We start from the raw sequence: 13,095 nt of genomic DNA, 5'->3' as shown, positions 1-13,095 counted from the left end.
GGAGCTCGTATGCCTTCGATACCGTCAGGTGAGGGTGCACCGAGTGGAGAACACCGTGGAACTGGTTCGTGAACAGATCGCACAGTCGTGGAACCGAGCCCGGCTCAGCGGCCTCGACCCGTCGGACACGTTGGAGAACTTCAGCGTCTCCGAAGTGGACCGACGCTCACGCTTGCTCTCCGCTGCCGACCCGGTCCTCGACCGCATGGACAGCGTCCTGCGCGGCAGCCGCTATTGCGTCATCCTCGCCGACCGAGAAGCCAAGCTCGTCGACATCAGATTCGGTACCGACGCCGTCCGCACTCTAGTGGAGTCGACGGGCACGGTGGTGGGTCGGACTTTCACCGAGAACACCTCCGGCACCAATTCGATCGCGACGGTGTACGAGCTCAGAAAGCCGGTATCGGTTCGTGGCGAAGAGCATTTCATGGAATCGATGAAGATGTTCAGCTGCTACGGATATCCGATCTTCCACCCCATCACCCGCCGAATCGAGGGCGTACTCGACATCACTTTCCTCGAACCGGACGACAATCCGCTGCTCGAGCCGATGCTCGGCAATGCGGTCTCGGACATCCAGGACCGGCTCTTCGAGGAAACCCGGTGGAGCGAACAACTCCTCTTCGGAGCGTTCCAGCGCGCATCGGCACGCAGGCGCGGAGCACCGGCCGTCGCGATAGCCGACGAAATGTTTTTGGAGAACACCAGCGCGGGCACACTTCTCGATGCTGTCGATCACGCCGCCTTGCGGGCACTGACCGACGATCCCATGCACCGCCAAGGGGTCGTCCGATCGATGACGTTGAGTTCGGGGGTGCGTGCCACCGTGCGATGGGAACGTCCGGCTTCCGGTGCGGGCATCGTGATCGAGATCGATCCGCTACGCGAAGGGTCGTGCAGCAGACCCGCTGCACCGTTGATCCGCGCCGAAAAGAAGCGTGGAGCCACCGTCAGCGTCAGCGGCGAACCCGGCTCCGGGCGAACTACGGTGTTGTCCGATCTGGCCGCTGATGCGAAGTTCTTCGACGCCGTCGATCTGGTGACACGTGATACGACCGAGTGGATGACTCTTGTGGGTGCCGCACTCGCCGACCCTGACGGCGCAGTGGTGATCGAGCATGTCCATCTGCTCACGCCGATCATCGCGCGAAGTCTTTATGTACAGCTCGAGAGCGCGGCTGCGTGGTTTGCCCTGTCTTCGAGTCCCACGTCTGCAGCGTCAGCTGAGCACCGTCAACTCCTCACCGCATGTAGTTCGACGATCGAACTGTCCCCACTCCGAACGCGTAGACACGAGATCCCCGGTCTGGTGCGCACTTTCCTGGCGCAGGTACCGGGCGGACCCGACCGTCGCATCACCGCAGCTGCGATGACTGGGCTTATGGGCTACGACTGGCCTGGCAATCTGACCGAGTTGAGGAGCGAGGTGACCGAGGTTGCCGCCACACGTTCGGTCGGTGACATCACGCCGCGGGATCTGATCAGGCCGACATCGGGAGCACCCTCCACATGTCTGGGAACCCTCGACGCCGCTATGCGTGAAGCGATCGTTCGCGAACTCGAACGCCACGGAGGTAACAAACGAACCACCGCGGAGAAGCTGGGCATCAGTCGAACGACGCTCTACAAGCGAATGAAAGACCTCGGGATCGTGGGCTGAGACAAGGTTGTTCAATATCTGAACACTCGCCGCGTGTGATCCAGGTCACGATGGTAAAGCGCCACCTACCGGTAGGAGACTTTTGTGAAAATCAAAGCAGCTGTTTTGTTCGAGGCCCATAAGCCGTTCGAGATCATCGAACTCGACATGGACGGCCCAGGCCCCGGTGAGGTACTCATCAAGTACGTCGCCGCTGGTCTGTGCCATTCGGATCTGCACCTCCTCGACGGCGACCTTCCCCCGCGCTTTCCGATCGTCGGCGGCCACGAAGGCTCAGGAATCATCGAAGAAGTGGGCCCCGGCGTCACCAAGGTCAAGCCCGGCGATCATGTCGTGTGCTCGTTCATCCCGAACTGCGGCACCTGCCGCTACTGTTCGACCGGCCGACAGAGCCTGTGCGATATGGGCGCCACCATCCTCGAAGGCAGCATGACCGACGGCAGCTTCCGCCGTCGTGACAGCAAGGGCACCGAGTTCGGCGCCATGTGCATGCTCGGCACCTTCGCCGATCGAGCAACCATTTCCCAGCACTCGGTCGTGAAGGTCGACGACTGGCTGCCATTGGAAATCGCAGTGCTCGTCGGCTGCGGCGTCCCTTCAGGCTGGGGAACCGCTGTCTACGCAGGTGGGGTCCGAGCGGGCGATTCGGTCATCATCTACGGCATCGGCGGCCTCGGCATCAACGCCGTGCAAGGCGCTGTTCACTCCGGCGCCAAGCACGTCATCGTCGTCGACCCACTCGAATTCAAACGAAACCAAGCACTGAAATTCGGTGCCACGCACGCTTTTGCGGACTACGCATCAGCACAGGAGAAGCTCACCGAGCTCACCTGGGGACAGGGTGCCGATCAAGCGCTGATCCTCGTCGGGACCGTCGACGAAGAAGTCGTCCAGGCTGCGACCGCCGCGATCGGCAAAGGCGGAACCGTCGTCATCACCGGTCTTGCCGATCCTGCGGCCCTGACCGTGCACGTCTCGGGCACCGATCTCACGCTCAACCAGAAGACGATCAAGGGCACTCTGTTCGGGTCGGCGAACCCGCAGTACGACATCGTTCGACTACTGCGCCTCTACGACGCCGGGCAGCTGAAGCTGGACGAGTTGATCACCACGACGTACAGCCTCGAGCAGGTCAACGAGGGATACCAGGACCTACGCGACGGCAAGAACATGCGAGGTGTCATCCACTTCTAGGCGCCTGAGGCACGTGAGCGGAAATACGTCCCCCAGGACGTATTTCCGCTCATGTGCGTCATCACTCGGATGCGGTTCACATGTATTGGCGCAACTCCATCTTCGCGATGGACATCTTGTGGACCTCGTCGGGACCGTCGGCGAGTCGCAGGGCACGAATGTGGGCGTACATCATGGCGAGTGGGAAGTCGTCGCTGACGCCGCCCCCACCGTGGACCTGGATGGCGCGGTCGATGATCTTCAGAGCCATCTCGGGCGCAGCAACCTTGATGGCTGCGATCTCGGTTCGCGCTTGCTTGTTGCCGACCGTGTCCATCAGATATGCGGCCTTCAAAGTCAATAGGCGCGTCATCTCGATATCGATGCGAGCCTCCGCGATCCAGTCCTGAATGTTGGCCCGCGTCGCAATCGGCTTTCCGAACGTGACTCTCGATACCGCACGACGACAAAGCAATTCGAGAGCACGCTCGGCCACACCGATGGTCCGCATCGCATGGTGGATGCGACCAGGCCCGAGACGCGCCTGGCTGATGGCGAAGCCTTCACCCGGGCCTTTCAACACGTCCTTCGACGGCACTCGAACATTCTCGAAGAGCACTTCGGCGTGACCTTCTCGGTCGACGTAGCCGAAGACCGGCAGATTGCGGACAACCGTGACGCCGGGAGCATCGATCGGGACGACCAACATCGACTGCTGACGGTGGGTGTCCGCGCCTGGATCGGTCTTGCCCATGACGATGAGCACCTTGCAATTCTTGTGCAACGCGTTGGACGTCCACCACTTGCGGCCGTTCAGGATGTAGTCGTCACCGTCGAGCACCATGCTCATCTCGATGTTGGTGGCATCGGAACTTGCAACTGCAGGTTCGGTCATGGCGAATGCAGACCGAATTGTGCCGTCCAGCAGTGGCTTCAGATACTTTTCCTGGTGCTCCTCGGTCCCGAAAAGCGTGAGGACCTCCATGTTGCCGGTATCAGGGGCGTTGCAGTTGCATGCCTCCGGTGCGAGCAGGCTTCGACCCATGATCTCGGCGAGCGGTGCATATTCGAGGTTGGTGAGCCCTGGCCCCCATTCAGGGTGCGGGTGAAAGAGATTCCAGAGTCCCCGTGACCGGGCTTCCTTCTTGAGGTCCTCGATGATCTGAGGCTGACCGTGTGGATCGCCGAGTTCTCGCATCTGTTCGCTGTACACGGCCTCCGCCGGGTAGATGTGCGAGTCCATGAACTCGAGCAAGTCGGTTTCGTACTTCTTGGCCCGGTCGGTAGTTTCGAAGAACGACACGTGTTTCCCCTCAGTTGTTTTCGCCCATGAGGGCGGTTTGGTAGCGGCGCATTCCGCGAAGCCACCGGTCGTAATCGGATCCTTTGTTGCGGTACATGTCCAACACGTTGGTGTGCGGGAGAATCAGGAACTGTTCTGCATCCATCGCGGCGAGCACGATCTCGGCGACATCGGCCGGCTCGAGGACGTCACCGGCAGCCAACACTGCCTTGGTCGCAGCAGCACCCAGGGCACTCCCGGACTCTTGCCCCTCGTACAGCAACTTGGTGTTGACGCCCATCGGGCACAGGCAGCTGACTCTGATACCACGATCGCCGTAGGTGACATTGAGCCACTCCGAAAAGCCAACGGCTGCATGTTTAGTGACCGAGTATGTGGCAGAACCGATTTGAGTGAGCAGCCCTGCAGCAGAAGCAGTACTGACGAAGTATCCCTCACCACGTTCGATCCACGCGGGAACCAGTAGCTGCGCAGCTCTGATGTGCGCACGAAGATTGACGTCGATGGATAGATCCCAGTCGGCCTCGCTGGCGTCCAATCCCGGCGCGCCGCCGATCCCGGCGTTGGCAAAATAAAGGTCTACCGGTCCGAAAGTATCCTCGGCGAGCGCAATGAGTGCAGTGATGTCCTCGACGACGGATGCGTCCCCGCCGAGGGATACCGCCGCGCCCGGACTTGTCTGCTCGATACGAGAGACAACCTCCGAAGCAGCCGTTGCGTTCAGATCGGACACGACCACGTGGGCACCTTCGGTGACCAGTCGCTCGGCGAGCGCTCCGCCGATTCCTCCGCCGCCACCGGTGACGATCGCGACCTTGCCTGTAACCTTCATCACCCAGGTATAGCACGCGCCCCGTCGCACATTGACTCGAAGGAATAGCGGCCACGCGCTATCAGTTGGACCGCTACGTGACCCAACCCGCAGTGAGCAACCTCGACCTCGACGCAGACGGACTCTTCACCCCCATCGAGGTGAAGTCCTTGAAGTTGCGCAATCGTTTCGCGATGGCACCGATGACACGCGCGTTCTCTCCAGGTGGAGTGCCCCGCGAAAACGTCGCCGAGTACTACCGCAGGCGAGCCGCAGGTGGGACCTCGCTGATCATCACCGAGGGCACGCTGATTCCCGACCCGGCCGCAGGCCCGGACTCCCGAGTCCCCCACATCCACGGCGACGAAAGCCTCGAGGGCTGGAAGGGCGTCGTCGACGCAGTACACGCCGAGGGCAGCGCGATCATCCCTCAGCTATGGCATCTCGGTGTCGAACGAGGCGCGACGCCGAGGTTCAACCCCGACGTCGTCACCGTCAGCCCGTCGGGACTCGCTCTCGACGGCTCGCCGGTCGGCCGAGCGTTCACCGCCGCTGATCTGGAAGAACAGAAGCAATTCTGGGTCGATGCCGCGGTGAACGCCAAGAAGACCGGATTCGACGGCGTCGAACTGCACGGTGCGCACGGGTACCTTCTCGATGAGTTCCTGTGGGAGCAGACCAACACTCGCGAGGACGGATACGGCGGTTCGCTGGAGGCCCGTACCCGATTCCCTGCCGAGGTGGTCGCAGCCATTCGCGCCGCCGTCGGGCCGGAGTTCGCGATCGTGTACCGATTCTCGCAGTGGAAATCGGGCCACTACGACGCCCGACTGGCCCAGACTCCGCAGCAACTCGAAGGCATCCTCGCTCCGCTGGTCGACGCGGGTGTCGATGTTCTGCACCCCTCGACGCGACGCCACTGGGAGCCCGCCTTCCCTGAGCTGTCCGGGGTGGAAGGCGAACGCGGACTTGCCGGTTGGACGAAGTCGATCACCGGATTGCCTACCATCACAGTCGGTTCGGTCGGCCTCGACCAGGTATTCACCGGCGCATGGGTCAAGGATTCCACCGCAGGTACAACCAGTCTCGACCCGCTGCTCGCGCAATTCGAGCGTGGAGAGTTCGACATCGTCGCCGTCGGCCGGGCATTGCTGGCCGACCCGGAATGGGTGAACAAGGTTCAGCAGGGACGTCTCGACGACCGCATCCCGTTCGCCCGCGAGCACATCACCTCGCTGAACTGAGTCAGGCTCGCGGCGCAACATCAGCTAAGCAAAGCGTCTTCGCATGCCCGCGAGAAGTTCCTTCACTGCGGCACTCGGCCTGTCCGACCACACCAGAGCGAGAACTGCGTCGATGGTGACACCGGATATCGGCACCGCAATCAACTGATCGCTGAAAGCGGTTGCCATCGATCGACTGAGTATTCCGACGCCCATGCCGCGCGCGGCCAAGTCCGCGACTGCGGCGGGGGCGCTCGCGGCGAAGGCAATGTCGGCGACGATGCCTTGTTCTGCGCAGGCGTCGTCGAAGACCGCTCTGATTCCGGTGCCCGGGGGCAGGCAGACGATTCGATACGCGCATACCTGGCTCAGGCTCACAGTGCTCTCGGACGCGAGTGGGAGTTGTGCGGGAACGCACGCTGCGAGTCCTTCGGCGATGATGACCATCGAATCAAGCCCCTCGGGTGGCGCCGAGGCGGTGCCGACGAGGGCCAGGTCGAGTGCACCCGATCGTATTCTTGCGATCAGATCGTCCGAATTGCCCTCGGCCAATGAGATATCGACACCGGGATACTCGAAGTGGAAGTCGGCCAACGCGTCGAACATCGGGGTGACGGTGCATGCGGTGACCATGCCGACGCTGACGCGACCCCGCACGAGCGAATGGACTTCGTCGACGGAAACCTGAAGGTCTGCAGCAGACCTCAGGGCAGTCCGGGCATGTTCGATCGCTGCCTTACCGGCGACCGTCAGCGTCGCGACACGGCTGCTGCGATCGATCAGTTGTGCGCCGACCTCGCGCTCGAGTGCACGAATTTGGGCACTGATGCCGGATTGACTGACCTTCACCCGTTCCGCAGCACGGGTGAAGTTCGCCTCTTCCGCTACTGCCACGAAGTATTCCAGTTGACGCAGCTCCATAAGCCGAGATTCTAGTTTCGATCGCTACAATCTGTTGGACTTCTGGTTCGTGCACTTGCAATCTGGAGACATGACACGAGAGAAAGCACTCACCCCAGAAGACATCACCCGACTTTTCGTCGAGCGGTCCAACACAGGCGATGCGGAAGGCGTCGCCGCGCTGTACGCCGAGGATGCAGTCATGGCCTATCCCACAGGAAAAACAACTGTCGGACGCGTCGCGATCGAAGAACTGTGGGCATCGGTTCTTGCACACGGTCCACGCTTCGAAGCGGAGGAAGGCCTCCCGACGCTCCTCCACGGTGACATTGCGCTGACGTCCACGGCGCCGAAGGACGACGCAGGCGCACGTGCGCAGGTCGTGCAGCGTCAGCCCGACGGGTCGTGGTTGCGCATCATCGATCAGCCCGAGTTCAACCCGACGACCTGAGCAAGACCAGCACGCGCATGCCATCTGGATGCGGCAGATCGTGCGGGACTCTGACAGAATCTCGTGCGTGATGACGCAGCGGGCACGCCGCATGATCGACGTGGTGGCGAAGCGACTCGGACGCAGCATCACCGCCCTTGACGACGAGGTTCGAGATTTCGATTCGGCCCATCCGTGGTTCCTGAGCGCCGAGGAACGCGACAATCCCGACACCCGGATCGCAGCGTGGACCGAGGGCAATCGCGTCACGCCGCTGGTGCACGGGAAGAAGTACTTCGCGCGGCTCGCAGAGGCCTTGTCCGAAGCTGGTCGTGACGACCTGGTCTTCTTCACCGATTGGCGCGGCGATCCGGATCAGCTCCTCACCGACGACGGCGAGACAGTCGACGACGCACTGTCCGGCGTCGCCGAGCGCGGCGGGATCGTCAAAGGCATGGTGTGGCGCTCGCACATCGAGACTCTCGGGTTCGCGGGCCGGAAGAACCGCAAGCTCGCCGAGCGACTGGAAGAGTCGGGCGGCGAGGTCGTCCTCGACCAACGAGTACTGATGCTGGGAAGCCATCATCAAAAATTCGTGGTCATTCGCTACGTCGGCAAAGACCTTCAGGACGTCGCGTTCGTCGGGGGCATCGATCTAGCACGCGCCCGCCGGGACGATGCCGATCACTTCGGCGACCCCATCAGTAGGCCCTTCCCCCCGGAGTACGGCGAGACTCCCGCGTGGCACGACATGCAGGTGCAGCTCGAGGGCCCCGCAGTCCGCGACGTCGAGGATGTGTTTCGAGAACGGTGGGAGGACCCGGCTGCCTTGTCGCGGCTGCCCTGGCACGCTCTTCCGGACATTCTCCGGGGAGTGACGCGCGAGCCTTCGGAACTCCCGGAGTCACCTGCCGGCCCCGAGCCGCTGGGATCGTGCTCGGTGCAGCTACTCCGGACGTACCCCCGCCGTCGACCGGCGTATCCGTTCGCCACCAAGGGTGAGCGCAGTGCCGCTCGCGCGTATGCGAAAGCCCTTCGTCGCGCTCGCCAGCTGGTGTATGTGGAAGATCAGTACCTGTGGTCCGTCGACGTCGCACGTGTCTTCGCCGCTGCACTACGACGTTCACCCGACCTTCGGCTCGTCATCGTCGTCCCGAAGCATCTCGACGACGACAGCGCGATCACCATCCCGTCGGCGCTGCTCGGTCACTCCGCGGCGCTCGATGTCATTCGAGAGGCCGGTGGCGACCGAGTGTTGGTGCTGGATATCGAAAACGACCGCGGCATACCGGTGTACGTGCATTCGAAGGTCTGCATCATCGACGACGTCTGGGCGGCCGTGGGCTCGGACAACTTCAATCGCCGCTCGTGGACACACGATTCGGAGTTGACGGCCGCGATCATCGACGAAGAGATCGATCGCCGTGAGCCGGTCGACCCGGGCGGTCATGGCGACCGTGCCCGGGTATTCGCACGATCTCTACGCCTCGAGCTGATGCGCGAGCACCTCGATCGCGCGCCGGGGGACGACGCGGATCTTCTCGATCCAGGCTCGTTCTTCGACGTCGTCGGTGCGAGTGCAGATCGTCTCGACGCTTGGCACCGTGCGCCGGGGGCGACGCCACGGCCTGCGGGTAGGTTGCGCGCACACAACATCGAGGTGCCAGCGGAGTGGCAGCAACGGCTCGCATCGTTGGCATACAGGTTGTTCGTCGATCCGGACGGTCGCCCTTTCGGGATGCGGTTGCGCAAGCACTTCTGACTGGGTGTCAGTGCGACCCACTGGAAGCATGAGATCGTGGGGCATGACGAGTGTGTGGCAGCAGACTTTACGAAAAACAACCTGATCGTGAAGGTGACACTGACGTACCTTTCGGCCCTGACGGTGCTCTGCACAATGTTGGTGTTGCTGTACTGCGTCCCTCAACTGGTGGTCTCCGGTGTGATCGAACCGGGGCCGCTGTTCGAGCTGATGGTGGTATTTCCGACGGTGGTCGGTGTGATTGCTTCCCTAATCGGAGCGGTCACGGGGGCTATCGCCCTTCCGCGCGTGCTGCGCGCCGGACAATACGCAAGCGCAGCCATGACTGCCGGGCAGATCATCACCTGGACAATCGCTTTCGCGATTGTTCTCTGGGCGGGATACTTCGCCACGACAGGGTGGGAGCTGTTGATGCTGCCTCTCGCGCTGTTCATCGGCCAAGTCGTCGTCGCCGGGGGGCTTGTGGCGCGATTCAGACAGACACGTCGTGCCGCTTAGCGCGAAAACTCCACTCGATACCTGCCGGTATTTCTGTTTCGAACATATGCACTAACAGGGTGTGGATGAAACTGTGGATAACTCGAGGACCAAGGCCTTCAGGCTGTGGATGGCTTGTGGATAGATCTAACGGCTATCACCATATTCGCAGGTAGAACAGCCTGTAACTGAATTACAAGGCTGTGAGTAACTTTTGGTTGAAGCTAGAACCTAAGCTGTGTATGTTGGGGCGTGCAGCCAACTTTTGCCGGACTTTGAGGAAGAAGACGCATATGAAGAACATCGGGTTCTTGTCCTTCGGCCATTGGACGCCAAATCCCCAGTCGCAGACTCGATCAGCCTCCGACGTCCTCCTACAATCCATCGATCTCGCAGTTGCTGCCGAGGAATTGGGTGCCGACGGCGCCTACTTTCGCGTCCACCATTTCGCCAACCAACTTTCCTCACCGTTCCCGCTCCTCGCCGCAGTCGGTGCCAAAACGAGCAAGATCGAGATCGGAACCGGCGTCATCGACATGCGGTACGAGAACCCGTTCTACATGACCGAGGACGCCGGTTCCGCGGATCTCATCTCGGGCGGCCGGCTTCAGCTCGGGATCAGTCGGGGATCGCCCGAGCAGGTCATCGAGGGATACCGCTATTTCGGGCACACACCGCCGGAGGGGTCGGACCACGCAGCGATGGCCCGCGAGCACACCCGACAGTTCCTCGAGCTACTGGAAGGCAAGGGATTCGCCGAGCCGAACCCGTCGCCGATGTTCCCCAATCCCCCCGGACTCTTGCGCCTCGAGCCGTACTCCGAGGGACTGCGCAACCGAATCTGGTGGGGTGCAGGCACCCGGCAGACCGCCGAATGGGCTGCCGAGCAGGGTATGAACCTGATGAGCTCGACCCTCCTCAGCGAAGACACCGGTGTGCCGTTCCATCAGCTCCAGGCCGAGCAGATCGTTCGATTCCGTAAAGCTTGGTCCGACGCAGGCCACTCGCACGAGCCCCGAGTCTCGGTCAGTCGCAGCATCTTTCCCATCGTCAGCGATCTCGACCGCGCCTACTTCGGCCGCGAAGGCACAGGCCGAGACCAGGTGGGGAACCTCGACGGAGGCAAAGCCCGCTTCGGCAAAACCTATGCCGGAGAGCCTGATCAGCTCATCGCGGACCTGGCAGAGGACGAGGCCATCGCCGCCGCCGATACCCTGCTACTGACCATCCCCAATCAACTGGGTGTCGACTACTGTGCCCACGTCCTCGACGCGCTACTCACCGAAGTTGCCCCAGCACTCGGGTGGCGGTAGCGCGCCGATTCGCAGAGGTTCTCTGCGGCGACTTGGTCGTCAGGCGCGCAAGGGGCGGTATCGGTCTGCAGGATCGATGCGGACCGGTATCTGGCACACCACCGCTTCGGTGTGTTTGCGTAGTACACCGGCGATTTCGTCGGTACGTTGACTGGGCAGGAACTTGTGCCATCTGGTGGCCGGGTCGATCGTGGCGACCACCGCGAATGTTTCCTGATGTGGGAAGTGTGTCCGGATATACCGGGCAAGGGACAGCCCAACCGAGTTTTCGGTGTCTTCGATGACGATCAGATGCGAATCGGGATAGCGGGTTTCCCAGCGATGCGTGAAGTCGGCCGTCGACTCCTCGCCCATGCACACGTGAATCGCGATCGGCTCCGATGACATAGCAGTCGCTGCAGCCATCGCCCGCACGGACAGTGCCGTGAGTTCCGCTACCGGAACCAGCACAGCCGGTTCGACTCGGACGCCGCGGGAGAACTCGACACCGTCGACGGTAGTGAGTCGTGTGCCGATGTGCGTGTACGCACCTCGAATGCGTTCCATCCCGAGGATCAGTGCCGGCAGGGCAAACGCGATCAGCCACGCTCCCTCGGTGAACTTCATTGCGGTGGTCACCACAGCAGCCACGGCCGTCAACAACGCGCCGAAACCGTTGAGCGCCAAGCGCCACTTCCAGCCAGGAGTGCGCTCCGCCAGCCAATGCCGCACCATGCCGAACTGAGCGAGGGTGAATCCGATGAACACTCCGATGGCGAACAGCGGGACCAACGTGTTCATGTGTCCGCCGGAGGCGAGGAGCAGCAGTGCCGCTACGCCACCGAGGGACAGAACGCCGTAGGTGAAGACTTCTCGTCGCGACTTCCGACTGAAGCGATGCGGAAGCACATTGTCCTCGGCGAGAAGCCGCATCAGGTTGGGAAGTCCGCCGTACGACGTGTTCGCGGCCAGTGCAAGCAGTATCACCGTGGAGAATTGCACGACGTAGTAGCCCACACCATTTCCGAGTGATGCGGAGGTGAGCTGCGATAGGACCGTCGTACCGTGCACCGGCGTCAAGGAGAACTTCTCGATCAGCACCGCGAGCCCGATCAGCATGGTGCCCAACAGAATTCCAAGGACGACCTCGGCGCGCTGAGCATTGCGCACCCGAGGCGTCTTGAAGCTCGGTACCGCATTCGCGATCGCTTCGACACCTGTCAGTGCAGCACAGCCACTCGAAAATGCCTTGAGGAGAAGAAGAATACCGATCGAATGTGCATTGTCGGCGAGAAACGGAGTCGCGACCGCGGCGGGCTGATCACGAAACAGTCCCGCAATGATGACGGTGAAGATACTCACGACGAAGATCGCAGTCGGGAGCATGAACACCCGCGCCGACTCCGCGATTCCACGTAGGTTCAACGCAGTGATCCCACCGAGTATCGCCAGCGCAATCCAGACCGTATAAGGAAGCAGTGCGGGGAAAGCCGAGGTCAAAGCCGCCACACCAGCGGCGATCGACACCGCGACGTTGAGGGTGTAATCCACGATCAACGACGCGGCGGCCGCCAAGCTTGCACGAGGACTCAGATGCTTCTTCGCGACGGCGTAGGCACCACCACCTTGGGGAAACGCAGCGATCACCTGACGGTACGACGCCACCAGAACCGCAAGCAACACCGCGATCGCGATGGTCACCGGCAAAGTGAACCCGATACCGGCATGACCGGCGAGGGCGAGAACGAGCACGATGGCCTCGGGGCCATACGACACCGAGGCCATCGCGTCGAGCGACAACCCCGCCAATCCTGTTGCAACGGAAAGCTTGTGCTTTTCGGTGTTTCGCGCCGGCCGTGGGGTTGCCGATACGGCCCCACGGTGCCCGAGTATCACTGAATGTCTCATCGCTCGAGACTCGCACGGACCATCGGCGTCGAATCGTTTCCTGTCGAAATATTGACGGGATAGCCGCCAATATCGACGACATTGATCCGATAGCGCCCCGATCAGGCTGGGTGGCCGCTGGTGGCGATGTACCTCCTATCGTGGGAACGAATGTGG

At 61.9% G+C, this 13,095-nt stretch carries 11 protein-coding genes; 7 read left to right on the top strand and 4 right to left on the bottom strand.

Annotated features, from left to right (window positions below; genetic code table 11):
- Positions 1-43: 43 nt before the first annotated feature.
- Both O1W68_RS07960 and O1W68_RS07955 read left to right on the top strand, forming a co-directional pair.
- Positions 44-1,660 carry a sigma-54-dependent Fis family transcriptional regulator gene (locus tag O1W68_RS07960; RefSeq protein ID WP_269302448.1) on the top strand — a complete coding sequence of 539 codons (1,617 nt, stop codon included), beginning with the start codon at positions 44-46 and terminating at the stop codon, positions 1,658-1,660.
- A gap of 84 nt (positions 1,661-1,744) precedes the next feature.
- Entirely contained in the window at positions 1,745-2,854 is a 1,110-nt protein-coding gene (locus O1W68_RS07955; protein ID WP_269302445.1) for an NDMA-dependent alcohol dehydrogenase, read from the top strand.
- A 76-nt stretch (positions 2,855-2,930) separates the two neighbouring features.
- Here O1W68_RS07955 and O1W68_RS07950 read toward each other — a convergent pair whose 3' ends face one another.
- Together O1W68_RS07950 and O1W68_RS07945 are read right to left on the bottom strand one after the other, a co-directional pair.
- The gene (locus O1W68_RS07950; RefSeq protein ID WP_442972311.1) at positions 2,931-4,076 is read right to left on the bottom strand and encodes an acyl-CoA dehydrogenase family protein; all 1,146 of its coding nucleotides are present in this window, start codon (positions 4,074-4,076) and stop codon (positions 2,931-2,933) included.
- Between the two features lie 70 nt (positions 4,077-4,146).
- Complete coding sequence (locus O1W68_RS07945) at positions 4,147-4,968, bottom strand: SDR family oxidoreductase (protein ID WP_269302441.1); 822 nt, start codon at positions 4,966-4,968, stop codon at positions 4,147-4,149.
- Between the two features lie 92 nt (positions 4,969-5,060).
- Between O1W68_RS07945 and O1W68_RS07940 the strand changes: the two genes are divergently transcribed.
- Entirely contained in the window at positions 5,061-6,191 is a 1,131-nt protein-coding gene (locus O1W68_RS07940) for an NADH:flavin oxidoreductase (protein ID WP_269302882.1), read from the top strand.
- A gap of 24 nt (positions 6,192-6,215) precedes the next feature.
- On the opposite strand, the gene O1W68_RS07935 is transcribed toward O1W68_RS07940, so the two are convergent.
- The gene (locus O1W68_RS07935; RefSeq protein ID WP_269302439.1) at positions 6,216-7,091 is read right to left on the bottom strand and encodes a LysR family transcriptional regulator; all 876 of its coding nucleotides are present in this window, start codon (positions 7,089-7,091) and stop codon (positions 6,216-6,218) included.
- Positions 7,092-7,161: 70 nt separating this feature from the next.
- On the opposite strand from O1W68_RS07935, the gene O1W68_RS07930 reads away from it, so the two are divergent.
- The 4 genes from O1W68_RS07930 (at position 7,162) to O1W68_RS07915 (ending at position 11,052) form a co-directional block, all read left to right on the top strand.
- Positions 7,162-7,521, top strand: coding sequence for a YybH family protein (locus O1W68_RS07930; protein WP_269302437.1), 360 nt, complete (start codon positions 7,162-7,164; stop codon positions 7,519-7,521).
- A 70-nt stretch (positions 7,522-7,591) separates the two neighbouring features.
- Positions 7,592-9,262: a phospholipase D family protein gene (locus tag O1W68_RS07925; protein ID WP_269302435.1), complete on the top strand. Its 1,671-nt coding sequence runs from the start codon at positions 7,592-7,594 to the stop codon at positions 9,260-9,262.
- 54 nt (positions 9,263-9,316) lie between these two features.
- On the top strand, positions 9,317-9,760 hold the full coding sequence (locus O1W68_RS07920; RefSeq protein ID WP_269302434.1) for a hypothetical protein: 444 nt from the start codon (positions 9,317-9,319) through the stop codon (positions 9,758-9,760).
- Positions 9,761-10,032: 272 nt separating this feature from the next.
- Complete coding sequence (locus O1W68_RS07915; protein WP_269302433.1) at positions 10,033-11,052, top strand: LLM class flavin-dependent oxidoreductase; 1,020 nt, start codon at positions 10,033-10,035, stop codon at positions 11,050-11,052.
- Between the two features lie 39 nt (positions 11,053-11,091).
- Here the strand turns inward: O1W68_RS07915 and O1W68_RS07910 are convergent, their stop codons facing one another.
- Positions 11,092-12,939, bottom strand: coding sequence for an APC family permease (locus tag O1W68_RS07910; RefSeq protein WP_269302432.1), 1,848 nt, complete (start codon positions 12,937-12,939; stop codon positions 11,092-11,094).
- Positions 12,940-13,095: the final 156 nt, after the last annotated feature.

This window comes from Rhodococcus sp. H36-A4, from assembly GCF_027158005.1.
Taxonomy (GTDB): Bacteria; Actinomycetota; Actinomycetes; order Mycobacteriales; family Mycobacteriaceae; genus Rhodococcoides.
The sequence above is the reverse complement of the archived record's forward strand: the minus strand, read 5'-3'. Positions and strand labels throughout refer to the sequence as shown.

Bases quoted from the DNA above. Each gene is read 5' to 3' on its own strand.
- O1W68_RS07950 (WP_442972311.1), bottom strand. From the start codon at position 4,076: ATGGACTCGCACATCTACCCGGCGGAGGCCGTGTACAGCGAACAGATG.
- O1W68_RS07945 (WP_269302441.1), bottom strand. From the start codon at position 4,968: ATGAAGGTTACAGGCAAGGTCGCGATCGTCACCGGTGGCGGCGGAGGA.
- O1W68_RS07935 (WP_269302439.1), bottom strand. From the start codon at position 7,091: ATGGAGCTGCGTCAACTGGAATACTTCGTGGCAGTAGCGGAAGAGGCG.
- O1W68_RS07930 (WP_269302437.1), top strand. From the start codon at position 7,162: ATGACACGAGAGAAAGCACTCACCCCAGAAGACATCACCCGACTTTTC.
- O1W68_RS07925 (WP_269302435.1), top strand. From the start codon at position 7,592: ATGACGCAGCGGGCACGCCGCATGATCGACGTGGTGGCGAAGCGACTC.
- O1W68_RS07915 (WP_269302433.1), top strand. From the start codon at position 10,033: ATGAAGAACATCGGGTTCTTGTCCTTCGGCCATTGGACGCCAAATCCC.
- O1W68_RS07910 (WP_269302432.1), bottom strand. From the start codon at position 12,939: ATGAGACATTCAGTGATACTCGGGCACCGTGGGGCCGTATCGGCAACC.